The following is a 22,933-nucleotide window of genomic DNA, read 5'->3' on the forward strand; positions in this document are numbered from 1 at the left end:
AACGTCGACGTGACCGTCATCCAGAAGAAAGCCGTCAACCCGATCGCGCACCTCAGCGCCGAGGACATCGAAACCCTTGGCAAGGAACTCGACGCCATCCGGGAACGGGTGATCGCCGACCGGGGTGAGCGGGACGCCGCCTACATCCGCAAGGTCATCTCGACCCAGCGCAAGCTGGAGGTCGGCAGCCGGGTCGTGCTGCTGTTCTCGCTGTTCCCGCCGGCCTGGATCGTCGGCACCGCCGGGCTGTCGCTGGCGAAGATCCTGGAGAACATGGAGATCGGGCACAACATCCTGCACGGCCAGTGGGACTGGATGCGCGACCCGAAGATCCACTCGACGACCTGGGAGTGGGACCACGTCAGCCCCGCCGAGCAGTGGAAGCAGTCGCACAACGAACTGCACCACCGCTACACGAACGTCGTCGGCAAGGACAACGACCTCGGCTACGGCATCATGCGCGTCGACGAGGACCAGCCCTGGCACCCGGCCCACCTGGGTCAGCCGTTCTACAACTTCGTCAACGCCTGCTTCTTCGAGTACGGCATCGCCGCGTACGACCTGGAGTTGCGCGAGAAGCTCAAGGACGGCAGCCTCAAGAACGACCCGCAGTTCCGCGCCAACCTGAAGGCCACCGGCCGCAAGCTGCGCCGCCAGGTCCTCAAGGACTACGTGCTGTTCCCGGTGCTGTCCGGTCCGTCGTTCTTCCACACCATGGCCGCCAACTTCACCGCCAACCTGATCCGCAACCTGTGGAGCCACGCGGTGATCATGTGCGGGCACTTCCCGGAGGGCGTGGAGACCTTCGAGAAGACCTCGATCGAGGGCGAGACCCGCGGCGAGTGGTACCTGCGGCAGATGCTCGGCTCGGCCAACATCAGCGGCAGCCGGCTGATGCACATCATGACCGGCAACCTGTCGTACCAGATCGAGCACCACCTCTTCCCCGACCTGCCGAGCAACCGCTACCAGGAGATCGCCCCCGAGGTGCGGGCCCTGTTCGACAAGTACGGACTCAAGTACGTCACCGGCTCGCTGCCCCGGCAGGTCTTCTCGGCCTGGAAGAAGATCTTCCGGCTCTCCCTGCCGAACCGTCGCCGGACCGCCGTCATCGAGGAAAACCCGACCCCGGCCCTCGTTCCCGCCGGCACCTGATCCGCATACGGCCCGCGGTGGCGCGGTGCGCGGGCGGTCTGCACCGCCTGGGCGCCGTAGCCACCGCAGGGCCAGGTTCCGGCTGACGCGGGATGCCCGATCGGGGCGACCTGAGCTCAGTGGCGGTTCGGATAGTTGTGGGCCGACTGACGTCCCCGGACGAAGGCCAGGATGATCACCCCGGCGAGCGCGATCAGCCCGATGATCACCAGCCAGCGGACCGCTTCGAGGAGCAGGCCGAGCAGGACGATAATTCCTCCGACGACTCCGACGACCCAGAGCAGCGCGCGCATCTCCCACCTCCCGAACCCGCCGCCTGGTCGATCCGGACGGCCCGCTCGGTCAGCTACCCGGTAACGCCCGGTTCATGCCGGTTGGCGTTCGCCGGTGCGGCGTGGTCGTCGTGGCGGACGGTCGGCGAGACATCGACGCACCGCATATTCTGTGCGCCGATCAGCTCGCCGGAAGGGAAGCGATGCCGTCGCGGCAGGATCAGCTGCACTCCTACCAGTTCACCCTCCAGCGGGTGGTCGCCGCGCTGGTGATGCGCGAGACCGACCCCGCGCAGTCCCCGTTTCGCCGGCTCGCCGGGGCGGGCCTGGCCAGCGTTCTGGTGGCGGTCATCGGGCTGGGCGGCTTCGCCCTCTACGGCCTGTTCACCGGTGGTGCGGTGAAGTGGCGCGACACCGGTGCCGTGATCGTGGAGAAGGAGTCGGGGGCCCGGTTCGTCTACCGGGACAACCGGTTGCACCCGGTGCCCAACTACACCTCGGCGCTGCTGGTCATCGGCACCGAACAGCCGAAGACCGTGCTCGTGTCGCGGCGCTCCATCGACGGCGTACCCCGTGGTCTGCCCCTGGGCATCGCCGACGCACCCGACTCGTTGCCGGCGGCCAACCGGCTCTCCGCCGCGCCCTGGACGGTCTGCTCGACCGGCCCGCAGGCGGGCCGGCGCGATCCCCGGTCGGTGCTGCTGATCGGCACCGGCGACCCCGGCGGTCGGCCGTTGCGCGACGAGGCGTTGATCCTGCGGGATCCGGGCGGGCGGCTGCACCTGGTACGGCAGCAGCGTCGACACCTGATCCGCGACGCCGACCGGGTGCTGGCCGCGCTGGCCACAACCCGCGCCCGGGCCGTCCCGGTCGCCGCGGCCGTGCTCAACACCGTGCCCGCCGGACTCGACCTTGCCCCACTGCGACTGCCCGACCTGGGCGAGCCCTCCGAGCGGGTGGTCGACGCCCGGGTCGGCGACGTCCTGCTGGTCAGCAACTCCGGCGGCGGCCGGCAGTACGCGGTGGTGCTGCGCGACGGCCTCGCCGGCGTCACCGAGTTGCAGGCCGGCCTGCAACTCGCCCGGACCGGCCAGCGCGAACCGGAGCAGATCAGCCTCGGGCGGTTCGCCGCCCTGCCGAAGCTGCCCGATCTCGCGCCCGAGGGCCCCGACGCGCCACCGAGCACGCCGCCCCGACTGGCCGCCCCCGGCTCACCGGTGCTCTGCGCCCTCGTCGGCGACGACCCGACCGGCGTCGACCTGCGTCTGGACGCGACCCTGCCCGACCTGTCCGCCGCCACGCCCACCGTCGCGGCGGCGGCCGGCCGGACGGTGGCCGACCACGTGCTGGTCGAGCCCGGCAGCGGCGCCCTGGTCGAGGCGACGGCGACCCCGGGCGCCGTCGGCGGCGCGCTCTGCGTGGTCACCGACCTGGGCCGGCGCTACGTGCTCGCCGACGCCGAGGTTGCCGCCATGCTCGGCTACGGGCAGACCCGACCCGTCCGGCTGCCGGCGGGCCTGGTCAGCCTCGTCCCGGCCGGAGCGAGCCTGGACCCGCAGACGGCCCGACGGGCCGTCACCTCCTAGAGTTCCAGCCGCCCATGAGATGCGTGTGCGGCCGATCCCCCGCCGAGAGTAGGTGTCCGTCGATGGCATGCCGTATCAGTGAGCTTGTGCTCAAGTGCCGCGAGCCCGAGGTGCTGGCGCGGTTCTGGTGCGAGGTCTTGGACTTCGTAGTGCTTGATCGCGAGGGGGAGGGCTGCATCGAGATAGGGCCGCGCGAAGGGTTCGGCGGTCCGCAGCCGACGATCTTCCTCATCCGCACCGACGAGCCGACGATCGGGCATGCCCGGCTGCACATCGACGTCAACGCCACCGACCGCGATCAGGACGCCGAGCTCGAACGCCTCTTGGGCCTCGGGGCCGAACTCGTCGACATAGGTCAGCCTGTGGAGGCATCCTGGCACGTCCTCGCCGATCCGGAAGGAAACGAGTTCTGCCTGCTCAAGCGCCGCCTTGACCCGGTCTGATGCCCCTCGTCGGCACCGAGAGCGGCGGTCGGCGGACCAGGGCCGGTGGCCCGGCCACCTGCTCCGCGCACGCCAGCGCCGCTGCCGTGGCCTGGGCGGTGGCGGGCAGCAGTGGTGGGCGCGGGGTCGGGGTCGGGATGCGTCCCTGGGCGTGCAACACCGCCTTGATCACCGACGGGTTGGGTTCGGCGAACAGCGCAGCCGAGAGGGTGGCGAGCCGGTGCCCGAGCGGCCGGGCGCGGGTGGTGTCCCCGTCGCGCCAGGCCGCGACCAGGGCGGCGTAGTCGGCGGTGGCCAGGTGCGCGGAGGCGACGATGCCGCCGTGTGCGCCGAGCGCGAGCAGCGGCGAGAGGTACGCGTCCTCGCCGCCGAGCACCGCGAAGTCCGGTGCCGGGTCGGCGAGCAGGGCGATGGTGTCGGCGTCGATGCCGCCGACCGCGTGCTTGACGCCCACCACCTGAGGCAGGTCGGCGAGGCGACGCAGCGCCCCGGCGGACAGCGCCTGCCCGGTGCGGTACGGCACGTGGTAGGCGACCAGCGGCACGGGGGAGACCTCCGCCAGCCGGGCGAAGTGCGCGAGCACCGCCTCCTCGCCGGGGCGCAGGAACGGCGGCACCAGACAGAGCGCCGCGGTGACGCCGGGGCGCCCGGCGAGGGCGCGCAGGTCCTCGGCGGTGTGCGCGCCGACCATGAACCCGGCGCGGTGTCGCCGACAGGCCGCGCCGAGGGTGTCGAGCACCGCGCGTTGCTCGGTGGCGCTCAGCGCGTGCGGTTCGCCGGTGGTGCCGAGGGCCACCAGACCGTCGGCGCCGTCGGCGAGCACCCGGTTGGCGAGACGGGTCAGCGCCTCCTGGTCGACCTCGTCGCGCGCGTCGAAGGGCGTGATCAGCGGTACGTACAGTCCGGTGGGTGTCATGCCACCAGCCTGCGACCGCACAGCGTGAAGCACCAGTTCCGATTCCTCCACGAATCCGTAAGCTGAGCTGATGCTTGACGTCCGTCGGCTGCGGCTGCTGCGCGACCTGGCCCGCCTCGGCACCATCGCCGCCGTCGCCGAGGCGCACACCTACTCACCGTCCGCCGTCTCCCAGCAGTTGGCCGCGCTGCAACGGGAGACCGGCGTCGTGCTCCTGGAACGCGTCGGTCGAGGGGTACGCCTCACCGCAACCGCGACGGCACTGGTACGACACACCGAGGTGATCCTCGCCGGGCTGGAAGCCGCCGAGGCCACCCTCGCCGCCGCTCGCGGTGGACTGCTCGGCACGGTACGCATCGGGGCGTACCCCAGCGCGGTGCGTCCCCTGCTGCTACCCGCCCTGGTCGAGTTGGCCCGCGAGCATCCAGGGCTGGATCTGCTGGTCACCGAGTTGGATCCGGTCGCGGTGCCGGCCGCGCTGCGCGAGCGTCGCCTCGACGTCGCCCTCGTGCACGACTACGACATCGTGCCCGTGCAGACCGACCCGGCGCTGGACTCGACGCCGCTGCTCGACGAGACGGTCTTCCTCGCGCTGCCCGCCACCCACCCGGTGCCCGTCGACCCGATGCGCGTGGTACGCGACGCCGACTGGATCATCGGCAGCCCGGGAACGCTCTGCCACGCGGTCACCCTGCACGCCTGTGACCTCGCGGGATTCCGCCCGAACGTCCGCCACCACGCCGACGACTTCACCGCCGTGCTCGCCCTGGTCGCCGCCGGTCAGGGCGTCGGCCTGGTGCCCCAGTTGGCCGTGGAGGGACCACCCGCCGGCACCCGCCTGGTCCCCCTGCCCATCCGCCGCCGCACCCGGATCGCCTACCGGCAGGGCGCCGCCGACCACCCCGCAGTGCTCGCCAGCATCGCCGCCCTCCGTGGTGCCGCCGCCGACCTGCCCGAGGTGGGCTGACCGGTCGTCAGTCAGCGTGGGCCGGGCCAGTGGTACGTGATGTCGGGCTCGTTCTCCTCGTTGCGGCTGCCGTCGTTGCTGTCGATCGGGCGGAAACCGTGATGCTCGTAGAACGCCCGCGCCGCGGTGTTGCGGGCGAAGACGCGGAGACTTAGCCCGGTCGGGCTGGCCTGCTGTGCGTGGGTGAGTAGCGCGGTGCCGATGCCCTGCCGGCGGGCGTCGGGGCGCAGGTAGAGGTGTGCCAGCAGGCTGCCGTCGAGGGCGGCGAAGCCGAGGATCTCGCCGGTCGTGGTGGACTCGGCGACCCAGGTGGTGCTGGTCGGCAGCATCACCTGGGTGATCCATGCTCTGGTCTGCTCGTCGTCGTACAGGCGGGGAAGGTAGGGCATGGCGGCTGCTCGGGACGCCAGGAACACCTCGGCGACCGCGTCGGCGTCGCTGTCGCGGGCAGGACGGATCACGATGTCCGCCAGGGTGGCGCTCACGACGCGGGGCGGGTGCCCCGCACGGCGTACCGGTGCATCGTCACACCCTCGTCGAAGGATGCCTGTTCGAGCAGGTCCAGTTCCAGTGGCTCGTCGTGCGCGTCGAACAGGGGCCGGCCGCTGCCGAGCACGACCGGATGGGTGAACAGCAGCACCTCGTCGAGCAGTCGGGCCCGCAGCAGTTGGGTGGCCACGGTGGCGCCGCCGACGCCGATGACACCGTCGGTCTCGGCGCGTAGCTTCGCCAGTTGCTCGATCGCGTCGTCGCCGCCGATGATCCGGGTGTTGTGGTCGGCGTGCGTGCGGGTGCGCGACACCAGCACCTTGGGCATCGACGTCCAGATCTCGCCGTACTCGCGCAGGAAGTCGGGCAGCGAGTCGTCGTGGCGGGCGGCCGGCCAGAACGACTCCATCGTCTCGTAGATCGTGCGGCCCTCGACCGCGAGCGACATGGCCCGGGCCCGCTCGTTGAAGACGCGGTGCAGTGGCTCGGTGATGCGCATCCACTTGCCGCCGCCCGCCTCGCCCGGGGCGTACTCGATCCGCAGATCCACGGAGACGTTCATCCAGTACACGAACCGACCCGGCATCACGGTCCTTCCGGCGACGACCTGCTGCTGTCCACCGATGACCGTAGTGGAGTCGACGATTGCATGGTGGCCCGAAACGCGGTCAGCGCAGGACGAGCAGGTCGAGCGCGTCGATCACCGGTCCACTGTCCACCTGGGCGGCCTGGTGCAGTCGCCGCAGCCCTGCGGCGTACGCGTCGTCGTCGATCAGTTGCAGCAGGGTGTGCGCCTCCCGACGCAGGCTGGCGACCACCTCGCCGAGCGACGTGGCGGTGAGTTCGGGGATCTGCTCGACGGCGACCAGGGTGAAGTCCGCCGCGCCGAAGGCGGCTTCGACGTCGGCGATGCTCGGAAAGGTGTCGAGCACCGCGATGGCTTCCGGGAAGTAGCGGAACAGGCTGATCCTCTCGGGTCGGCCGGCGAACCCCGACCGGATGAGCACCGAGGCGCCGGGGCGCAGCACTCGCCGCAGTTCGTGTGCGGCGGCGGGCAGGTCGGGAATGTGGTGGATGACGGTGGAGAGCCATACCGCGTCGACGCTGCCGTCGGGCAGTGGGATGTGCGCGGCGTCGCCGGCCAGGACCGGCGCGAAGACGCTGTGGTCCCGCATGGCCGCTGATGGTTCGACGGCGACGATCTCGGCGTCGGGCAGCCAGGTGGTGAAGGCCCGCGCCCAACTCCCGGTACCGGAGCCCAGGTCGAGCACCCGCATCCCCGGTTGCGGGTCGAGGTGCCGGATCACGGCCGCCTGCCAGGCGGCGAGGCTGTCCTCGGTGACGTGTCGGTTGGCCTTGAACGCCGCCGCGTCGGCTGCGTTGTATGCGATGCGTGCCATGCCGACCAGCCAACTACCAAGCCAAGCGTACAAACAAGCATAAAATGGCCTAATTCACACAAGCGGCACGATCTTCCACCGACGACGGCGGCGGTGTTCAGCTCTGTTCGAGTTGCTTCTCGTACCAGGCGAGTTTTTCCTCGACCCGGGCCTGCCAGCTGCGAAGCTGGTCCATCTGCTGTTGGACGGCGGCGGCGTGTTCGCGCAGCAGCTCGACGCGTTCGGCGACGGTGTCGGGGTCGCGGCAAAGTTCGCCGTAGCGGCGCAGCCGTTCGATCGGCATGCCCGCGTCGCGCAGGCAGCGCAGGAAATCCAGAGTGGCCAGATCGCTGTCGCGGTAGACCCGACGCCCACCGGGCGTACGCGCCACCGGTGCGAGGATGCCCTCCCGCTCGTAGTAGCGCAGGGTGTCGATGGAGAAACCGCTGCGCCGCGCCGCCTCAGCGGGTGTGTACGTCCTCACCCTCCGGACCGTACCGCTTGACCTGGAGCGCGCTCCAGGTTGAATCGTGGTCGCATGACTTCGGATCACTTCGATGAGGCTCGACGCCCGGCCGTCTCCGCTCTCGTGCTCGGCGCGATGACCTTCGGCACTCTCGTCGACGAGAAGACCTCGTTCGAGTTGCTCGACCGGTTCGTGGAACGCGGTGGCGAATGGATCGACACCGCCGACTGCTACGCGTTCTGGCACAGCCCGGACGGGCGGGGCGGGGACAGCGAGCGGATCCTCGGCCGCTGGCTCGCCGCCCGCCCCGGCGTCCGCGCGCGGGTGCGCATCGCCACCAAGGTCGGTGCGGAGCCGCTGTGGAAGGGCTCCTGGCCCGCGCACCGGGCGGGGCTGAGCCGTCGGGCGATCAGCGACGCCTTCGCCGGCAGCCTGGACCGGCTGGGAGTCGAGTACGTCGACCTGCTCTGGCTGCACCAGGAGGATCGGGCCACGCCCATCGAGGAGAGCGTGGACGCGATCGCCGAGCAGGTCACCGCCGGCACCGTACGCCGGGTCGGTGCCTCCAACCACCCGGCCTGGCGGATCGAACGGGCCCGCGCGTACGCGACCGCCCGGGGCACCATGCCGATCGACGCGTTCCAGTTGAACGCCACCTATCTGCGGGTACGCCCCGGCACCCGACCGGACGGCGTGATCCACCCGCACGGGGTGCTCAGCGACGAGCAACTCGACTTCGCCCGCGCGCACCGGATGGACCTCTGGGCCTACACGCCGCTGCTGAGCGGGGCGTACGACAATTCGGCCAAGTCAATCCCGCAGGTCTACGACCATCCGGGCAACACCCGCCGGCTGGCGGCGCTGGACGCGGTGGCCCGCGACACCGGCGCGACGCGCGGCCAGGTGGTGCTCGCCTGGCTGGTCAGCCAGGGCATCCGGCCCATTCTCGGTGGCAGCAAGCTCCACCAGCTCGACGCCGCCCTGGACGGGGTCGCCCTCACCCTCGACGAGACGCACCTGGCCCGACTGAACTCGGCGGACTGACCGGCTGACGCCCTGCCGACCCGACCACGGCCCTCGGCACCACTGCGGCACCGAGCCCGCGGCCGGGTCGCCACCACGCCGAGTTCGGCGAGCACCCCGCGCAGGTGCTCGATCGCCGCGTGCCCGCCCTGCGACATCGTCCGGACCGCCCACGACAACGGCGAGCACGTCCAACGGCGGCTCGGCACCCACCCCGGCGTACCGTTCGTCGACCTCGCCCGCACCGCCCGCGACCTGGTCGTCGACATGCACGGCCAACCTCCCGCCGACCTCGCGTACCGGCTCGACCGGCCCTGGCGGACCCGCCTGATCTCCGGCCTCTACGAGGCGGACCGCGACGAGGAGCACTACTACGAACTGCCGTCGCTGACCGAGAGCTTCGACGCGATCGCCTACCTCCCGACGATCACCCCGATCCGCCCGCTACCGCCGGGCCGCACCTCCCACGGCCGGGCCGCAGCCGGTCCGAAGGGCGCAGCCGGTATGGAAGGCGCAGCCGGTCTGGAGGGCGGCGCGGCCCGAGAGGCGTGACGTGGTCAGGCGGGGCGGCGCAGCACGGTGACGGCGAAGTCCGCGTCGTCGTGCCACGGACGCAGGTCCCAGGTGGCGAAGCGGTGGTCGCGCCGCAGCCCGGCGGCGGCCACATGGGCGTCGAAGTCGGCAAGCGGATAGCCCCGGTCGGTGCCGAAGCCGATCGCGATCACCCCGTCGGGGCGTACGTGCGCGGCCACCTGACGCAGCACCGCCACCTCGGTGCCGGCGGCCACGAAGGTCATCACGTTGCCGGCCAGCACCGCCGCGTCGAACGGCTCCGGCTCCCCGGCCGTGGCGAGATCCAACGTCGTCAGGTCGGCGACCAGCCAGCGCGGCCCCGGATGGTCGGTGCGGGCGGCCTCGACCAGCACCGGGTCGGCGTCCACGCCGACCACCGTGTGGCCGCGAGCGGCCAGTTCGGCGCCGACCCGGCCGGTGCCGCAGCCGGCGTCGAGGATCCGCGAGCGGGGCGGCACCAGCGCGTCGACCAGCCGTGCCTCACCGGCCAGGTCGGCACCCTCGGCAGCCAGTTGCCGGAACCGGTCGACGTACCACTGCGAGTGTTCCGGTCCGGTGTCGGTGGCCCAGCGGGTCGGGCTGCCCGGGGCGGCGCTGCGCTCGCTCATCGGACCACCGTAACCAGCGGTGCTCAGGGCAGTCGGGCCACCGTCACGAACTCGTTGTAGGTGAACACCCGACCGGCGGCGCGGGGGAACGGGAAGGAGTACTGCCGCTGCACGCTCAGGCCGAGAGCGCCGCAGTCCTCGGCCGCCTCGGCGAAGCCGACGAACCGGACGTGCGACGAGTCGCTGTGGTAGCCGCGCTCCTGCGGGGTGATGAAGACCGCCCGGCCGCCGGGGCGGACGAACGGCAGGTACGAGGCGACCACCTCGCGGGCCTGCTCGGCCGGCATGTGCTCCAGCAGGTGCGCGGCGAGCAGCGAGTCGAAGGCACCCGGCCGGGCGTGCTCGGAGGCGAAGAACTCCTCCGTGGTGTACGCCTGAAGGCCGAGCGCGCGGCTGTGCGCCACCGACGTCGGGTTGTGGTCCACCCCGACCGCACCCTCGCCGAGGTTGATCAGGTTGCGGCCGAGCCCCGAGCCGACGTCGAGGGTCCGGCCCAGGCGCAGCCGGCGCAGGTTCCACCGGTAGGGTGCCTGCACGTCCAGGAGCCGCTTCCAGCGGGCACCGCTGAGCTGCTGCAACCGTTCGGTGTAGTCCGCGCCCTGGGTGCCCGTGGGACCCTGCCGCGACTGCTTCATCCGGGGCTCCTTCGCCTCGTCATGCCACTGGACCTGCGGCCGCCCCCGTACGCAGGGATCGGGTCTGATTCATCGAATATCTTCGACCGATATGCGCCGGTTCCTAGACTATCCCGTGATTGCTGTCCCCGGGAGTCGACGGCCGGGTCAGTGAACCTCGGATCGGCCGGAGCCTATGCTGGAACCCAGCGCTACCGGGAAGTGACACATGGTGGAACAGGTTGTGCCGGCGATCGGGCCGGGGGACACCCCGCCTGCCGACACCGCAGCAGGGGAGCGGGCCGCCCTCGTCGCGGTGGCCCGGGCCACCCTCGACGGCAACTGGGAGCACGACCACACGGTGCCCTCCCGCACCCTCTACCCGCACCAGTGGAGCTGGGATTCGGCGTTCAGCGCCATCGGCTGGGCGCACCTGCGCCCCGAGCGTGCCTGGGCGGAGCTGACCAGCCTGTTCGACGCCCAGTGGCGCGACGGGCGGGTGCCGCACATCGTCTTCAACCCGGTGGTCGCCGACGACGCCTACTTCCCGGGACCGGCCTTCTGGGCCACCACCTCGGTGGCCGGCACACCGCGTACGGCCACCTCCGGGCTGGTCCAGCCGCCGGTGCACGCCCTGGCCGCATGGCACGCCTACCGCCGGGCCCCGTCCGAGCCGGCCCGTGCCGCGCTGGGCCGGCTCTATCCGCGCCTGGTGGCCCAGCAGCACTACCTGAGCGAACACCGGGACGTCGGCGGTGCCGGGCTGGCCAGCATCGTGCATCCGTGGGAGTCGGGGCTGGACAACAGCCCGGCCTGGGACGAGCCGCTGGCCGCCGTGCCGACCGAGGAGGCGGTGCTGCGGGCGTACCGTCGGCGCGACATCGTGCACGCCGCCGCCGCGCACCGCCCCACGGACCTGGACTACGCGCGCTACGTCGCGATCGTCACCGCCTACCGGGCGGCCGGCTACCGGGACGAACAGCTGGCCGACCGGCACCCGTTCCTGGTGGAGTGTCCGCTGTTCAACGCGGCGATGGGCGCGGCCGAGTCGGCGCTGGCGCACATCGCGCGGGAGATCGGCGCGGACCCCGGCCCGCACCGACAGCGCGCGGCGGCGATCACCACGGCGCTGGTGGACCGGCTGTACGACCCGACGACCGGCACCTTCCACGCCCGCGACCTGCGGACCGGCCGGCTCACCCGGGCCCGGACGGTGCTCGGGCTGACCCCGCTGATCCTGCCCGACCTGCCCACCGCGCAGGTCGAGGCGATTCTCGTCGAGGCCGGCTCACCCCGGTTCGGGCTCGCCGACCGGATGACCCGCCCGCTGCCCAGCCACGACCGCACCGCCGTCGACTTCGAGCCGCTGCGCTACTGGCGCGGCCCCAGCTGGATGAACATCAACTGGCTGGTCCGGTACGGGCTGCTGGCGCACGGGCACCCTCGGCTGGCAGCCGGCCTGGGCGCATCGATGATCGAGCTGGCGGCCACGGCGGGATGCCACGAGTACTTCCATCCGGACACCGGCGCGGGCCTCGGCTCCCCGGCCTTCAGCTGGACCGCGGCCCTCCTGCTCGACCTCCTCGCCGAGATGTAAGGAAGGGCACCTTGTTAACGCCTGGTGTATAGCAGGGGCCCCCTCTTAACGAAGCCCTGCCGCAGGATTGCGGAGCGGGCGCGGAGCGGGTCCGGCAGGTAGGTTGCTGGCCAGGGCCCCGGCGAGCGCGGCAGCGCCGTGCCACAGTGGTCAGCCTGACGTTGGACGGGTACCGCGGCAGGACGGGCCGTGGCCCCGGTAGGACGGAGGGGCGATGGGCCGCGACAGCTACGACGAGCAACTTGACCGGCTCACCGGAATCCTGGCGACGATGAGCCGCGAGGCCGGTACGGCGATCCGGGGCGCCAGCGTCGCCCTGCTCGACGTCGACCGGCACGCGGCCGAGACGGTGATCGCCGACGACGCGATCCTGGCCCGCCGCCGCGCCGAGGCCGAGGCGATGATCCCCGAGGTGCTGGTCCGGCACCAGCCCGTGGCCTCCGATCTACGTCTGGTGGTGTGCGCGCTGCGGATCGCCGGCGCCCTGGACCGGATGGGTGACCTCGCCGTACACATCGCCAAGGTGGTCCTGATGCGTCACCCGGTGGGTGTGGTGCCGGAGCCGGCGGTGCCGGTGCTGACCGAGATGGCCGACGCGGCGGCCCGCATCGCCGACAAGGCGACGATGGTGCTGGCCACCCGGGACCCGCTGGACGCGATGCAGCTGGGCCTCGACGACGACGAGGTCGACGCCGCGCAGGAACGCCTGCTGTCGATGCTGGTCTCCGGCTGGTCGTACGGCGTGGAGTCGGCGATCGACCTGGCGCTTGTCGGTCGCTACTACGAGCGCTACGCCGACCAGGCGGTGAACGTCGCCCGGCAGGTCGTCTACCTGGTGACCGGGACCGTCCGGCTCTGAGATCGGGTGCCCATACCGGGCATTCGACGCGTCGGTGCGCCAGAACGTCACATCCCGTTCCCGGTCGGCCATCACCGGTGCCGCCAAGTTCATTTTTCGTTCACCTGGTGCCGGGAGTCCGGCTACCTGGGCCTGACAGCTTGATTCGCGTACGGCCCGGACGGGCTGATGCACCCCGATAGAGAGGCTTACCTGGTGAACCGCAACGTGCTTTCGCGGCGCGTCCTCGCCGGCGTCGCGCTTGCCGCGCTCGCGCTTACCGGCTGCGCAAGCAACGACAACAGCACGGAGCCCGGCAGCAACAGCGGCGGCGACAGCGCCTACGCGAACCTGTCCGGTGAGTTGAAGGCGTCCGGCGCGAGCTTCCCCGACGCGTACTACCAAGAGGTCATCGAGGCCTTCAAGGGTGAGGCCGGCAAGGTGACGGTCACCTACAACGCGACCGGTTCGGGCACCGGCAAGAAGCAGTTCGGTGAGGGTCTGGTCGACTTCGCCGGCACCGACAGCCTGGTCAAGGACACCGACGGTGTGGCTGCCGGCTCGTTCCTCTACGTTCCGACGGTGGCGGCGCCGATCACGGTCTCCTACAACCTGCAGGGCGTGGACAAGCTCCAGCTCAGCCCGGAGACGCTCGCCAAGATCTTCCAGACCGACATCAAGACCTGGGACGACGCCGCGATCAAGGCGGACAACCCCGGCGTGACGCTGCCCAGCACCCCGATCGTGGTCGCGCACCGCTCGGACGGCTCGGGCACCACCAGCAACTTCACCAAGTACCTCGACGCCGCTGCGGCGGGCACCTGGAAGCTCGGTAGCGGTGACACCGTGAACTGGCCGGCCAGCACCCAGGGTGGCGAGAAGAACACCGGTGTCGCCCAGATCGTGCAGCAGACCAACGGCGCGGTCGGCTACGTGGACCTCAGCGACGCCAAGGCCACCGGCCTGAAGTTCGCCGCCATCAAGAACAAGGACGGCCAGTTCGTCGAGCCGACGCTCGAGGGCACCACCGCCGGCCTGGAGGGCGCCGAGATCGCCGCGGACCTGAGCTACAACCCGCTCAACGCCGCCGGTGCCACCTCGTACCCGATCACCGCTCCGACCTTCATCATCGTGAAGACCTCGTACGGCGACGCCGCCAAGGCCGAGTTGGTCAAGGGCTTCCTCAAGTACCTGCTCAACGACGGCCAGGACCTGGCCAAGGAGATCGACTTCGCGCCGCTGCCCGCCTCCCTCAAGGAGAAGGCGCTGGCCCAGGTCGACAAGATCCAGGGCTGATCAGGATCAAGATCGCCAGTTAGGGACGGGATCGAAGCGATCCCGTCCCTAGCCGGGTACCTGAGCTGGAGTGAAGATGACCTTGACGAACAAGACCCCCACCGCCCGGTCGACGCTGTCCCAACGCGGCAGCAGCGCCCTCGGCGACCGCGTCTTCTCCTGGTGGACGCTCGGCACCGGCCTGCTGGTGCTGGCGATTCTCGGGCTGATCCTGATCACCACCGTCCGCGAGGCCTGGCCGGCGTTCGACGCGATGGGCCTGCGGTTCCTCACCGAACGGACCTGGGACCCGAACCCGGCCGCCGGTGACGCGATCTTCGGCGCGCTGTCGTTCGCGTTCGGTACGGCGATCTCCTCACTGATCGCCCTGCTGTTCGCGGTGCCGGTCTCGGTCGGCATCGCCTTGTTCCTCACCGAGTTGGCGCCGCGCCGGCTGCGCGGGCCGGCGGTGACCGTGATCGACCTGCTGGCCGCCGTACCGTCGGTGGTGTTCGGTCTCTGGGGCATCCTGGTCGTCGCGCCCGCCATGGTGCCGGTCTACCAGTGGCTGCACGACGTCTTCGGCGGCATTCCGGTGCTGGGCAGCATCTTCGGCCCGGTCAGCAGCGGCCGGAACTTCATGACCGCCGGTCTCATCCTGGCGATCATGGTCACGCCGATCATCACCTCGATCACCCGCGAGGTGTTCAGCACCGTGCCGCGCGCGGACAAGGACGCCGCCCTCGCGCTCGGCGCCACCCGCTGGGAGATGATCCGGGGCGCGGTGTTCCCGCACAGCTTCGGTGGCGTCGTCGGCGCGGTGATGCTCGGCCTCGGCCGGGCGATGGGCGAGACGATCGCGGTGGCCCTGGTGATCGGCGGCGCCACCAACATCACCGCCAACCTGTTCGCTCCCGGCAACTCGATGGCCGCCGTGATCGTGCAGCAGTTCGGCGAGTCCACCGGCACCTTCACCGCGGCCCTGATCGGCCTCGGCGTCGTGCTCTTCGCGATGACGGTGCTGATCAACGTGCTCGCCCAGACGGTCGTCCGTCGGGCCGAGGCCCGGATGAAGGGAAGCGTCGCGTGAGCGTCACCGCACCACCCGCCACCCGCCCGGCCGCCGGCCGACCCGACCTGACCCGGGCCGCCCTGTCGGGCCGTCGCCGGTTCACCAACCACCTCGCCACGGCCGCCATCTGGGGGGCCGTGCTGCTCGCCGTCATCCCGCTGGCCCTGGTGACCTACACGGTCATCGGCAAGGGCGCCGGGGTGATGAGCCTGTCCTTCCTGACCGAGGACATCCCGAACTCGTACCGCCGCGAGGGCGGCGGCATGGCGCCGGCGATCATCGGCACGCTTGTCATCACCGGCGCCGCCGCGCTGATGGCCATCCCGCTGGGCGTCTTCGGCGCGATCTACCTCAACGAGTACGGCAAGCAGAAGCCGCTGGCCCGGGTGATCCGGCTGATGGCCGACGTGATGACCGGCGTGCCGTCGATCGTGATGGGTCTGTTCGTCTACATCAGTTGGGTGCTGCTCGTCGGTCAGCAGACCGGCTTCGCCGGTGCGCTGGCGCTGGCCTGCCTGATGCTGCCGGTGGTCATCCGCAGCAGCGAGGAGATGCTCCGGCTGGTGCCGGAGGAGTTGCGCCAGGCGAGCATGGCGCTGGGCGCGCGCAAGTGGAAGACCACCCTGACCGTGGTGCTGCCGGCGGCGATCTCCGGCATCACCAGCGGCTCACTGCTGGCCGTGGCCCGCGCGGCCGGCGAGACCGCGCCGATCATCATCGTCACCGGCATCGTCTTCACGCCGAACTGGAACCTCTTCGACGGTTCCAACACCGCCCTGCCGGCACAGATCTTCCGCAACGCCAGCACCTCTTTCCCGGCGGCCCAGGACCGGGCCTGGGGTGCGGCACTGACGCTCATCGTGATCGTGCTCAGTTTCACGGTCATCGCCCGCTTCATCTCCAGCCGGTTCGCCATCAAGGAGCGCTGACATGGCCAGCAACAACCTCACCACCCGCCCCTCCGTCGCGGTGCACGCCCCCGGCAGCACCGCCTCCGGTGTCGAACCCACCGACGCGCCGGTGATGCAGCTGCGTGACGTCAGCGTCTACTACGGCAGCTACGAGGCGGTGCGCGGCACCACCATGCCGATCCAGCAGAACCAGGTCACCGCGATGATCGGGCCGTCGGGTTGCGGCAAGTCCACAGTGCTGCGGGCGCTCAACCGGATGAACGACCCGATCCCCGGCGCCCGGGTCAGCGGCGAGGTGTCCTTCCACGGCCAGGACCTGTACGCCCGCGACGTCGACCCGATCCAGGTTCGCCGGCGCATCGGCATGGTGTTCCAGAAGCCGAACCCGTTCCCGAAGTCCATCTTCGACAACGTCGCGTACGGCCTGCGGATCAACGGCATCAAGGGCCGCCTCGACGACCACGTCGAGGAGGCGCTCACCAAGGCCGCCCTGTGGGACGAGGTCAAGGACAAGCTCCGCAAGAGCGCCCTGGCGCTCTCCGGCGGCCAGCAGCAGCGGCTGTGCATCGCCCGGACGATCGCCGTCAAGCCCGAGGTCATCCTCATGGACGAGCCCTGCTCGGCGCTCGACCCGATCGCCACGGCGAAGATCGAGGACCTGATGTTCGAGCTGACCAGCGACTACACGATCGTCATCGTCACGCACAACATGCAGCAGGCCGCCCGGGTCAGCCACTACACCGCCTTCTTCACCGCCGAGGTGGACGACAAGCAGGTGCGCCACGGTCGGCTGGTCGAGTTCAGCCAGACCGGCAAGCTGTTCACCAACCCCGCCGACAAGCGTACGGAGGACTACATCACCGGTCGCTTCGGCTGAGTGACGAAAGCGACGATGACGGTGGGCTCGAACGGGCGTTTCGTGCTGCTCGTGATCGACGACGACGAGAGCGTCGGTGGCGCGCTGGTCGCCGAGTTGGCCGATCATCGGGTACGCGCACACCACTATCCGCACGCCGCCGAGGCGCTGCTGGACGCCGGTGCCCTGCAACCGGACGCCGCCGTCGTCGCCTCGGGACTGACGACCATGAGCAGCACCGAGGTGGTGCGGCTGCTCGCCCGCCGGGCCGGCATCCCGACGGTGGTCGGCGTCGGCGACGACGACGGTGGGGTGGCCGCCGCGGCGTTGAAGGCGGGCGCGACCGCCGGGGTCCGCCGCCCCTACCGGGCGGCGGAGGTGCTGCCGATCCTGCGGGCGATCCGTCCGGAGACCTCCGGTGCCCTCGACCCGCCGATCGAGATCGGCGGGCTGCGGGTGGATCCGGCGACGTTCGAGGTGAGCCACCACGGTCGGGTGGTGGCCCTACCGATGAAGGAGTTCCGGCTGCTGTACTTCTTCATGAGCAACGCCGAGCGGACGGTCACCCGTGAGCAGTTGCTCGCCGCCGGGTGGGGCGGGATCTCCGACGACACCTCCAACACCCTGACCGTGCACATCAAGCGGCTCCGTCGGCGGCTCGCCCTCGACGGTGACCAGGCGCCGATGATCGTGACCGTACGCGGCCTCGGTTACCGCTTCGTGCCCACCGCGACCACGCCGTCGACGTCGTGACCGAGGCGAACCGGGAACTGCCCGCCCCGCCGACGTCGGCCGCCCCGCCGGGCATGGTCCTGGTGGCGGTACCGGTGGCGCACCTGCCGCACGTCGCCCGCCTGCTGGCCGACCTCGACGCCCGGCAGCGGAGCGCCCCGCTGCCGCGACACCGGTCCACACCCCGGCCCGACGCGCCGACCCAGGGCTGGACGGTCGACGAACTGCGGCGGCTCAGCCGGGGCACCAGCGCCACCCACCGTACGGTCGCGGCGCTGCTCGACGCGCTGTCGGCCGAGCCGGGACGAGGGTTCACCGTCGAGGAGTTGAGCCAGCGCACCGGCCGACCCCGGCAGAAGATCATCGGTGCGATGGCGGGGCTGACCCGGCTGTTGAAGGCACACCACGACTACGCGGGGCGGGGGCTTCCGTTCGACAGGTCACCCGGTCGGCCGGAGGCTCCCCGGGAGCTGTGCTACAGCGTGGACCGTGATCGTGCCGCCGACTGGCGCGAGGCCCGACTGCCCCGGTTGACCGACGAGGGCTCCGGGTCGAGGTGAACGACGGCCCGGCCACCGTTTATCCGGCCGGGGCGGGGGTAACCAGCGCGGGCTTGACGACGGGAGGGTGCCGTGCGGTTTCCCCTATTCGTCGACGCGGTGTCGCGTCGGTCCGGGCTCTCACCGGACCTGTCCGCCGGTGTGGCGCGTGCGGTACTGCGGACCCTGGCGGAACGGATGACCGGTGAACCGACCACCGATCCCACCGGATACCTGCCGGACGAGCTGAGCGACACCGCCGGTGACCCGTTCACGACCGGGCCGGGGGACTTCCTGCGCCAGGTCGGCGAGCGGGCCGGAGTCGACGAGCAGACCGCAGGCCTCGGCGCGGCGGCGGTCTTCGCGACGCTGCGCGAGGCGGTGACCGTCAACGAGTTCCGCGCCCTGGTGGCCGGGCTGCCCACGGCCGCCGACGGCAGCATCGACCCGATCAGCGGGCCCGACGAGACCTGGCCCTGAGCGGCTCCGGCCGCCGGTCAGCTGCGGTTCTGCGCCGCTCCTGCGCTTCGGCTGTCGAGCTGACCCGTCCTGGCCGTCCGGCTGTCGAACAGACGCCTCCCTGGCGTAGGGGCGGTCGGCGCCAGCCGATAGGCTGCCGCCGTGGCAGGTCTGTTGAGGAGTATGGCGGCCCGCGTCAGCGCGGTGATTCCGGCCCCGCGGCGTCCCGGGCCGACCCCGGCCAAGGTCGCGCGGCCCCGCCAGGTCAGTGCGCTGCAACGCCGGCAACTGTCGTACGCTCCGGAGCCCGACGGCCAGGCCGACCCGGGGGAGATCGTCTGGACCTGGGTGTCCTACGAGGACGATCCCCGCCAGGGTAAGGACCGGCCGGTGCTGGTGGTGGGTCGACACAGCCGGACGCTGTTCGGGCTGATGCTCTCCAGCCGGGATCGCGACGGCGAACGGCACTGGCTGGCCCTCGGGCCGGGGGAGTGGGACCGGGACAAGCGACCCAGCTGGGTGCGGCTCGACCGGGTGCTCACCATGCGGGAGGACGGCATCCGGCGCGAAGGCGCGGTGCTGGACCGGCCCCGCTTCGACCGGGTCAGCGCAGCCCTTCGCGCCGGCTACGGCTGGCACTGAAGCGCGTCATGTCGGGTCACGGCTGGCACTGAGCCTGACACACCGGTCTGCGGCTGGCACTAAGCCTGACACGCCGATCTGCGGCTGGCATGAGCCCGCCTTGCCGGATCACGGCTGGAGCTGGGCCCGCCTTGCCGGGCTGAGCCCGGCGCATCGCCGTGGCGGCGGACCCGGGGTGGCGTCGGATCGGCGCGGTCAGCACTCGGCGAGATGCGGGGCGTCGTGCAAAGCCCGGTGGGCGCGGGCTGCGCCGATCGCCTTGGCCTCGTACATCGCCGCGTCGGCGCGGTCGAGCGCCTCGGTGAGCTGGGTGCCGTGCACCGGAGCCAGACCGACCGAGGCGGTGACCCGCACGGTGGCCGCGCCCAGCGGGATCGGTGCGGCGAGCATCTCGTAGAGCCGGCCGGTGGCGTGGTCGAGCCAGCGGTGGTCGACCGTCGGGCTGGCCAGCAGCCCCGCGAACTCGTCACCGCCGAGCCGGGCCACCAGGTTGTCGCCGGCGAAGGTGGCCAGCCGCTCGGCGACACTGATCAGGACCTTGTCACCGGCGGAGTGGCCGTACCGGTCGTTGATCTGCTTGAAGTTGTCCAGGTCGAGCACCACGGCGACGAGCGGTCGGCCGGCGTTGTCGGTGAGCAGCGCCGCGGCGAGCCGGTAGAAGGCGCGCCGGTTGGGCAGACCGGTCAACGGGTCATGACTGGCGGCGTGTCGCTCGGCGGTGAGCTCGGCCTGGAGGCGGTCGATCTCGGCCTCGGCGCGTACGGCTCGGCGGCTCAGCTGCCAGGAGGAGAGCAGGGCTCCCACCGCACAGACGCCGGACGCGACGGTCAGCGGATCCGGCACCCCGTCCTCCCCTCGCCGCAACGCGCGCCCATCCCCTGGCTGACGAGTGCCGCCAGATGCCTCGTTTCCCCTGGTAACAACCAGGTTTGCGTAACTGATTGTGAGCGGATGGGCACCATACTCATGCGCTATCATGCTCGCTGTCCATTGCAGATGCAATAGCAGATGCACGTGCAAGTGAACGAGAAACCCACACCCTCGTGCCGCTACCGCTCCTCCCACGGCGCCGGCGCCTATCGGAGAGAACAGACGCCCCCATGCAGCAGCCGCCCAACGGTGTACCCGCCAACCAGTTGCCTCCCCTCGCCTGGCTGAAGAGCCGCCGCAGCAATCCCAGTGGAAACTGCGTCGAGCTGGCGGAGTTGCCCGGCGGAGCGGGCATCGCGATGCGCAACTCCCGACACCCCGAGGGGCCGGCGCTGATCTACACCGTGGACGAGATCGCGGCGTTCGTGCTCGGCGCCCGCGACGGCGACTTCGACCACTTGATCGACTGACTCGCTCATCCCATCGGCGGGATTTGCCCCACGCGGGGGATGTTCACCTCACTGAAGGTTCATGGCATGCTTACACGTCGGTCGGGCCGGTCCACCGGCGCGACCGACGATGGCATGCGGAGGACGGCAGGTGACCATGGTTTCCGCCGAGGAGGGCCCGGCGGCAGGCCCGACCGTGCTACGGATGCTGCTGGGCGCACAGCTGCGGCGGCTGCGGGAGTCGCGCGGGGTGACCCGGGAGAGCGCCGGGTGGGAGATCCGCTCGTCCGAGTCGAAGATCAGCCGGATGGAGCTCGGTCGCGTCGGCTTCAAGGAGCGCGACGTCGCCGACCTGCTCACCCTCTACGGCGTCACCGCCGAGCAGGAGCGCGCCGCCCTGCTCAAGCTGGCCCGCGACGCCAACAATCCAGGGTGGTGGCACCGGTACGGCGACGTCCTGCCGTCGTGGTTCCAGTCGTACCTCGGCCTGGAGGCCGCGGCGGCGCTGATCCGCAGCTACGAGGTCCAGTTCGTGCCGGGGTTGTTGCAGACCCGCGAGTACGCCCGAGCCGTGGTGCTGCTCGGTCATGGTCGGGCCAGCCCGGACGAGATCGAGCGCCGGGTGGACCTGCGGATGCATCGTCAGGAGTTGTTGCGCCGACCGCGTCCGCCCCGCCTGTGGGCGGTGGTCGACGAGGCGGCGCTGCGTCGGCCGATCGGCGGGCCGACGGTGATGCGTGGGCAGTTGCAGGCGTTGCTCGAGGCCACCCGTACGCCGAACGTGCGGTTGCAGGTCATTCCGTTCGCCGCCGGTGGGCATGCCGCCGCCGGCGGTGCCTTCACGATCCTGCGCTTCGGTGACCAGGATCTGCCCGACATCGTCTACATCGAACAGTTGACCAGCGCGCTCTACCTGGACAAGCGGGAAGACCTCGACTTCTACGCGGTGGCCATGGAGCGCCTCTGCGTCGAGGCCGAACCGCCGGAGCGTACGCCGGAGATCCTGAAGCGCATGATCGCGGAGTTCGACGCCGCCTGATCCGCCACTGACCGTCCACCGTCACTTTCGGTCATTCGATTGACACTCCTCGGTCGGTGCGGCTAATCTCTGGATCGATCCAGTCTGAATCGATCCAGAGAGGGGAGGGGCCGGTGAAACCCACCCTGCGTGCGGTGGCCGAGGCGGTCGGTGTCTCCCGCAGCACCGTCTCCAACGCCTACAGTCGCCCGGACCAGCTCTCCACCGAGCTGCGCCGACGCATCCTCGACGCGGCACGGGAGATGGGTTATCCCGGCCCGGACCCGACCGCCCGGTCCCTGCGACGTGGCTACGTCGGCGCCATCGGGGTGCTGTTCACCTCCCGCCTGTCCTACGCCTTCACCGACCCCTTCGCCACGCAGTTCCTCACCGGCGTGGCGCAGGCGGCCGAGCGGCACGGCAGCAGCCTGCTACTGGTGCCGCTGCCCGCCGACGCGGCCGGTGCCCGCAAGGCCGTGGAGAACGCCGCCGTCGACGGGTTCTGCGTCTACTGCGGCGGCGACGAGGAGGGCGAGATCGTCGACGCGATCCGTGGCCGTGGACTGCCCTTCGTCACCACCTCGGCCCGCCCGCGCGCCGAGGACCGGTGGGTGGGCATCGACGAGCGGGCCGCCGCCCGCTCGGTGGCCGAGCACCTGACCGGGCTCGGCCACCGGCGGGTCGCCCTGCTCGCCGACAGTGTGCTGCCCGACGCCGCACCCGGGCCGGTGCGGGTCGGCGACCTGGCCGACGTGCCGCACCCCACCACCCGGGAACGGCTCGCCGGGTTCGCCGACGCCTTCGCGGCGGTCGGGGTCGACTGGTCGCAGCTGACGATCCTGTCGGCGGCCGACAACAGCCGTCCCGCCGGTGCCGCCGCCGTGGGCGCGCCGGACGCCCTCCCTGAGCCGATCACCGCCGTGCTGGCCTGCGCCGACGTGCTCGCCCTCGGCGCGCTCGACACGTTGCGCGAGGCCGGCCGACACCTCGCGGTCACCGGCTTCGACGACATCGCCGAGGCGGCGCCCGTCGGCCTGACCACCGTCCGCCAACCCGGTGTGGAGAAGGGGCGTCGCGCGGCGGAACTGTTGCTCGACCCGCCCGTGGACACCGACGCACACCAGATCCTGCTGCCCACCACGCTCGTCGTCCGGACCAGTGCCGGACCTGCCCCGAGGAGTTGA

Annotated in this window: 28 protein-coding genes; 19 read left to right on the plus strand and 9 right to left on the minus strand. The window is 71.2% G+C overall.

The annotated features are described in order from the left end of the window. Positions 1 to 9 precede the first annotated feature (9 nt). A complete protein-coding gene (locus VAB18032_RS15020; RefSeq protein WP_013733711.1) occupies positions 10 to 1,155 on the plus strand; it encodes a fatty acid desaturase family protein in 1,146 nt (381 codons plus the stop codon). 116 nt (positions 1,156 to 1,271) lie between these two features. On the opposite strand, the gene VAB18032_RS32335 is transcribed toward VAB18032_RS15020, so the two are convergent. Beyond that, positions 1,272 to 1,448: a hypothetical protein gene (locus VAB18032_RS32335; RefSeq protein ID WP_013733712.1), complete on the minus strand. Its 177-nt coding sequence runs from the start codon at positions 1,446 to 1,448 to the stop codon at positions 1,272 to 1,274. A gap of 182 nt (positions 1,449 to 1,630) precedes the next feature. Between VAB18032_RS32335 and eccB the strand changes: the two genes are divergently transcribed. Together eccB and VAB18032_RS15030 are read left to right on the plus strand one after the other, a co-directional pair. Beyond that, positions 1,631 to 3,013 carry a type VII secretion protein EccB gene (eccB, locus tag VAB18032_RS15025; RefSeq protein ID WP_013733713.1) on the plus strand — a complete coding sequence of 461 codons (1,383 nt, stop codon included), beginning with the start codon at positions 1,631 to 1,633 and terminating at the stop codon, positions 3,011 to 3,013. 62 nt (positions 3,014 to 3,075) lie between these two features. Beyond that, positions 3,076 to 3,456 (plus strand): VOC family protein, encoded by a 381-nt coding sequence (locus VAB18032_RS15030; RefSeq protein WP_013733714.1) that lies wholly within the window; start codon positions 3,076 to 3,078, stop codon positions 3,454 to 3,456. Here the strand turns inward: VAB18032_RS15030 and VAB18032_RS15035 are convergent. Continuing rightward, positions 3,431 to 4,372, minus strand: a complete 942-nt coding sequence (locus VAB18032_RS15035; protein ID WP_050814747.1) for a dihydrodipicolinate synthase family protein — start codon at positions 4,370 to 4,372, stop codon at positions 3,431 to 3,433. The two genes, VAB18032_RS15030 and VAB18032_RS15035, sit on opposite strands and share 26 nt — an antisense overlap. Positions 4,373 to 4,442: 70 nt before the next feature. Between VAB18032_RS15035 and VAB18032_RS15040 the strand changes: the two genes are divergently transcribed. Beyond that, on the plus strand, positions 4,443 to 5,339 hold the full coding sequence (locus tag VAB18032_RS15040) for a LysR family transcriptional regulator (RefSeq protein WP_013733716.1): 897 nt from the start codon (positions 4,443 to 4,445) through the stop codon (positions 5,337 to 5,339). 11 nt (positions 5,340 to 5,350) lie between these two features. Here the strand turns inward: VAB18032_RS15040 and VAB18032_RS15045 are convergent, their stop codons facing one another. The 4 genes from VAB18032_RS15045 to VAB18032_RS15060 all read right to left on the minus strand — a co-directional run bounded on the left by VAB18032_RS15045 (position 5,351) and on the right by VAB18032_RS15060 (position 7,691). Then, on the minus strand, positions 5,351 to 5,824 hold the full coding sequence (locus VAB18032_RS15045; protein ID WP_013733717.1) for a GNAT family N-acetyltransferase: 474 nt from the start codon (positions 5,822 to 5,824) through the stop codon (positions 5,351 to 5,353). After that, positions 5,821 to 6,414 carry a dihydrofolate reductase family protein gene (locus VAB18032_RS15050; RefSeq protein ID WP_013733718.1) on the minus strand — a complete coding sequence of 198 codons (594 nt, stop codon included), beginning with the start codon at positions 6,412 to 6,414 and terminating at the stop codon, positions 5,821 to 5,823. The genes VAB18032_RS15045 and VAB18032_RS15050 overlap by 4 nt, the downstream gene beginning before the upstream one ends. An 82-nt stretch (positions 6,415 to 6,496) precedes the next feature. Then, positions 6,497 to 7,228: a class I SAM-dependent methyltransferase gene (locus tag VAB18032_RS15055; protein ID WP_013733719.1), complete on the minus strand. Its 732-nt coding sequence runs from the start codon at positions 7,226 to 7,228 to the stop codon at positions 6,497 to 6,499. Between the two features lie 97 nt (positions 7,229 to 7,325). Next, positions 7,326 to 7,691, minus strand: coding sequence for a MerR family transcriptional regulator (locus VAB18032_RS15060; protein WP_013733720.1), 366 nt, complete (start codon positions 7,689 to 7,691; stop codon positions 7,326 to 7,328). A gap of 54 nt (positions 7,692 to 7,745) precedes the next feature. Between VAB18032_RS15060 and VAB18032_RS15065 the strand changes: the two genes are divergently transcribed. Next, complete coding sequence (locus VAB18032_RS15065) at positions 7,746 to 8,717, plus strand: aldo/keto reductase (protein WP_013733721.1); 972 nt, start codon at positions 7,746 to 7,748, stop codon at positions 8,715 to 8,717. 246 nt (positions 8,718 to 8,963) lie between these two features. Further along, entirely contained in the window at positions 8,964 to 9,248 is a 285-nt protein-coding gene (locus VAB18032_RS15070) for a hypothetical protein (RefSeq protein WP_013733722.1), read from the plus strand. A 5-nt stretch (positions 9,249 to 9,253) separates the two neighbouring features. Here VAB18032_RS15070 and VAB18032_RS15075 read toward each other — a convergent pair whose 3' ends face one another. Beyond that, on the minus strand, positions 9,254 to 9,877 hold the full coding sequence (locus VAB18032_RS15075) for a class I SAM-dependent methyltransferase (protein WP_013733723.1): 624 nt from the start codon (positions 9,875 to 9,877) through the stop codon (positions 9,254 to 9,256). Positions 9,878 to 9,900: 23 nt separating this feature from the next. Further along, complete coding sequence (locus VAB18032_RS15080; RefSeq protein WP_013733724.1) at positions 9,901 to 10,512, minus strand: class I SAM-dependent methyltransferase; 612 nt, start codon at positions 10,510 to 10,512, stop codon at positions 9,901 to 9,903. Between the two features lie 208 nt (positions 10,513 to 10,720). Here VAB18032_RS15080 and VAB18032_RS15085 point away from each other — a divergent pair, with 208 nt between their 5' ends. The 10 genes from VAB18032_RS15085 to VAB18032_RS15130 all read left to right on the plus strand — a co-directional run bounded on the left by VAB18032_RS15085 (position 10,721) and on the right by VAB18032_RS15130 (position 19,412). Continuing rightward, positions 10,721 to 12,088 (plus strand): MGH1-like glycoside hydrolase domain-containing protein, encoded by a 1,368-nt coding sequence (locus tag VAB18032_RS15085; RefSeq protein ID WP_013733725.1) that lies wholly within the window; start codon positions 10,721 to 10,723, stop codon positions 12,086 to 12,088. Between the two features lie 214 nt (positions 12,089 to 12,302). After that, on the plus strand, positions 12,303 to 12,947 hold the full coding sequence (phoU, locus tag VAB18032_RS15090; protein ID WP_013733726.1) for a phosphate signaling complex protein PhoU: 645 nt from the start codon (positions 12,303 to 12,305) through the stop codon (positions 12,945 to 12,947). Between the two features lie 195 nt (positions 12,948 to 13,142). Beyond that, positions 13,143 to 14,222 carry a phosphate ABC transporter substrate-binding protein PstS gene (gene pstS, locus VAB18032_RS15095; RefSeq protein ID WP_013733727.1) on the plus strand — a complete coding sequence of 360 codons (1,080 nt, stop codon included), beginning with the start codon at positions 13,143 to 13,145 and terminating at the stop codon, positions 14,220 to 14,222. Between the two features lie 76 nt (positions 14,223 to 14,298). Then, the gene (pstC, locus tag VAB18032_RS15100) at positions 14,299 to 15,291 is read left to right on the plus strand and encodes a phosphate ABC transporter permease subunit PstC (protein WP_043724358.1); all 993 of its coding nucleotides are present in this window, start codon (positions 14,299 to 14,301) and stop codon (positions 15,289 to 15,291) included. Beyond that, positions 15,288 to 16,202 (plus strand): phosphate ABC transporter permease PstA, encoded by a 915-nt coding sequence (gene pstA / locus VAB18032_RS15105; RefSeq protein WP_013733729.1) that lies wholly within the window; start codon positions 15,288 to 15,290, stop codon positions 16,200 to 16,202. The genes pstC and pstA overlap by 4 nt, the downstream gene beginning before the upstream one ends. Positions 16,203 to 16,296: 94 nt before the next feature. Continuing rightward, positions 16,297 to 17,061 (plus strand): phosphate ABC transporter ATP-binding protein PstB, encoded by a 765-nt coding sequence (pstB, locus tag VAB18032_RS15110; protein ID WP_412101336.1) that lies wholly within the window; start codon positions 16,297 to 16,299, stop codon positions 17,059 to 17,061. Between the two features lie 15 nt (positions 17,062 to 17,076). After that, a complete protein-coding gene (locus tag VAB18032_RS15115; RefSeq protein ID WP_013733731.1) occupies positions 17,077 to 17,793 on the plus strand; it encodes a winged helix-turn-helix transcriptional regulator in 717 nt (238 codons plus the stop codon). Beyond that, positions 17,790 to 18,332: a hypothetical protein gene (locus tag VAB18032_RS15120; protein WP_013733732.1), complete on the plus strand. Its 543-nt coding sequence runs from the start codon at positions 17,790 to 17,792 to the stop codon at positions 18,330 to 18,332. The genes VAB18032_RS15115 and VAB18032_RS15120 overlap by 4 nt, the downstream gene beginning before the upstream one ends. Before the next feature lie 72 nt (positions 18,333 to 18,404). Beyond that, positions 18,405 to 18,791 (plus strand): DUF2267 domain-containing protein, encoded by a 387-nt coding sequence (locus VAB18032_RS15125; RefSeq protein WP_013733733.1) that lies wholly within the window; start codon positions 18,405 to 18,407, stop codon positions 18,789 to 18,791. 141 nt (positions 18,792 to 18,932) lie between these two features. Continuing rightward, positions 18,933 to 19,412, plus strand: a complete 480-nt coding sequence (locus VAB18032_RS15130) for a type II toxin-antitoxin system PemK/MazF family toxin (protein ID WP_043720777.1) — start codon at positions 18,933 to 18,935, stop codon at positions 19,410 to 19,412. 195 nt (positions 19,413 to 19,607) lie between these two features. Here the strand turns inward: VAB18032_RS15130 and VAB18032_RS15135 are convergent, their stop codons facing one another. Continuing rightward, a complete protein-coding gene (locus VAB18032_RS15135) occupies positions 19,608 to 20,255 on the minus strand; it encodes a GGDEF domain-containing protein (RefSeq protein ID WP_013733735.1) in 648 nt (215 codons plus the stop codon). A gap of 257 nt (positions 20,256 to 20,512) precedes the next feature. Here VAB18032_RS15135 and VAB18032_RS15140 point away from each other — a divergent pair, with 257 nt between their 5' ends. The 3 genes from VAB18032_RS15140 (at position 20,513) to VAB18032_RS15150 (ending at position 22,933) form a co-directional block, all read left to right on the plus strand. Then, the gene (locus tag VAB18032_RS15140) at positions 20,513 to 20,752 is read left to right on the plus strand and encodes a DUF397 domain-containing protein (protein WP_013733736.1); all 240 of its coding nucleotides are present in this window, start codon (positions 20,513 to 20,515) and stop codon (positions 20,750 to 20,752) included. A gap of 136 nt (positions 20,753 to 20,888) precedes the next feature. Continuing rightward, positions 20,889 to 21,770, plus strand: coding sequence for a helix-turn-helix domain-containing protein (locus VAB18032_RS15145; RefSeq protein ID WP_043724361.1), 882 nt, complete (start codon positions 20,889 to 20,891; stop codon positions 21,768 to 21,770). 113 nt (positions 21,771 to 21,883) lie between these two features. Beyond that, positions 21,884 to 22,933, plus strand: a complete 1,050-nt coding sequence (locus VAB18032_RS15150) for a LacI family DNA-binding transcriptional regulator (protein WP_013733738.1) — start codon at positions 21,884 to 21,886, stop codon at positions 22,931 to 22,933.

This window comes from Micromonospora maris AB-18-032, from assembly GCF_000204155.1.
Taxonomy (GTDB): Bacteria; Actinomycetota; Actinomycetes; order Mycobacteriales; family Micromonosporaceae; genus Micromonospora; species Micromonospora gifhornensis.

Bases quoted from the DNA above. Each gene is read 5' to 3' on its own strand.
- VAB18032_RS32335 (WP_013733712.1), bottom strand. From the start codon at position 1,448: ATGCGCGCGCTGCTCTGGGTCGTCGGAGTCGTCGGAGGAATTATCGTC.
- eccB (WP_013733713.1), top strand. From the start codon at position 1,631: ATGCCGTCGCGGCAGGATCAGCTGCACTCCTACCAGTTCACCCTCCAG.
- VAB18032_RS15030 (WP_013733714.1), top strand. From the start codon at position 3,076: ATGGCATGCCGTATCAGTGAGCTTGTGCTCAAGTGCCGCGAGCCCGAG.
- VAB18032_RS15035 (WP_050814747.1), bottom strand. From the start codon at position 4,372: ATGACACCCACCGGACTGTACGTACCGCTGATCACGCCCTTCGACGCG.
- VAB18032_RS15040 (WP_013733716.1), top strand. From the start codon at position 4,443: ATGCTTGACGTCCGTCGGCTGCGGCTGCTGCGCGACCTGGCCCGCCTC.
- VAB18032_RS15050 (WP_013733718.1), bottom strand. From the start codon at position 6,414: ATGCCGGGTCGGTTCGTGTACTGGATGAACGTCTCCGTGGATCTGCGG.
- VAB18032_RS15055 (WP_013733719.1), bottom strand. From the start codon at position 7,228: ATGGCACGCATCGCATACAACGCAGCCGACGCGGCGGCGTTCAAGGCC.
- VAB18032_RS15065 (WP_013733721.1), top strand. From the start codon at position 7,746: ATGACTTCGGATCACTTCGATGAGGCTCGACGCCCGGCCGTCTCCGCT.
- VAB18032_RS15070 (WP_013733722.1), top strand. From the start codon at position 8,964: ATGCACGGCCAACCTCCCGCCGACCTCGCGTACCGGCTCGACCGGCCC.
- VAB18032_RS15075 (WP_013733723.1), bottom strand. From the start codon at position 9,877: ATGAGCGAGCGCAGCGCCGCCCCGGGCAGCCCGACCCGCTGGGCCACC.
- VAB18032_RS15080 (WP_013733724.1), bottom strand. From the start codon at position 10,512: ATGAAGCAGTCGCGGCAGGGTCCCACGGGCACCCAGGGCGCGGACTAC.
- VAB18032_RS15085 (WP_013733725.1), top strand. From the start codon at position 10,721: ATGGTGGAACAGGTTGTGCCGGCGATCGGGCCGGGGGACACCCCGCCT.
- phoU (WP_013733726.1), top strand. From the start codon at position 12,303: ATGGGCCGCGACAGCTACGACGAGCAACTTGACCGGCTCACCGGAATC.
- pstC (WP_043724358.1), top strand. From the start codon at position 14,299: ATGACCTTGACGAACAAGACCCCCACCGCCCGGTCGACGCTGTCCCAA.
- pstB (WP_412101336.1), top strand. From the start codon at position 16,297: ATGCAGCTGCGTGACGTCAGCGTCTACTACGGCAGCTACGAGGCGGTG.
- VAB18032_RS15115 (WP_013733731.1), top strand. From the start codon at position 17,077: ATGACGGTGGGCTCGAACGGGCGTTTCGTGCTGCTCGTGATCGACGAC.
- VAB18032_RS15140 (WP_013733736.1), top strand. From the start codon at position 20,513: ATGCAGCAGCCGCCCAACGGTGTACCCGCCAACCAGTTGCCTCCCCTC.
- VAB18032_RS15145 (WP_043724361.1), top strand. From the start codon at position 20,889: ATGGTTTCCGCCGAGGAGGGCCCGGCGGCAGGCCCGACCGTGCTACGG.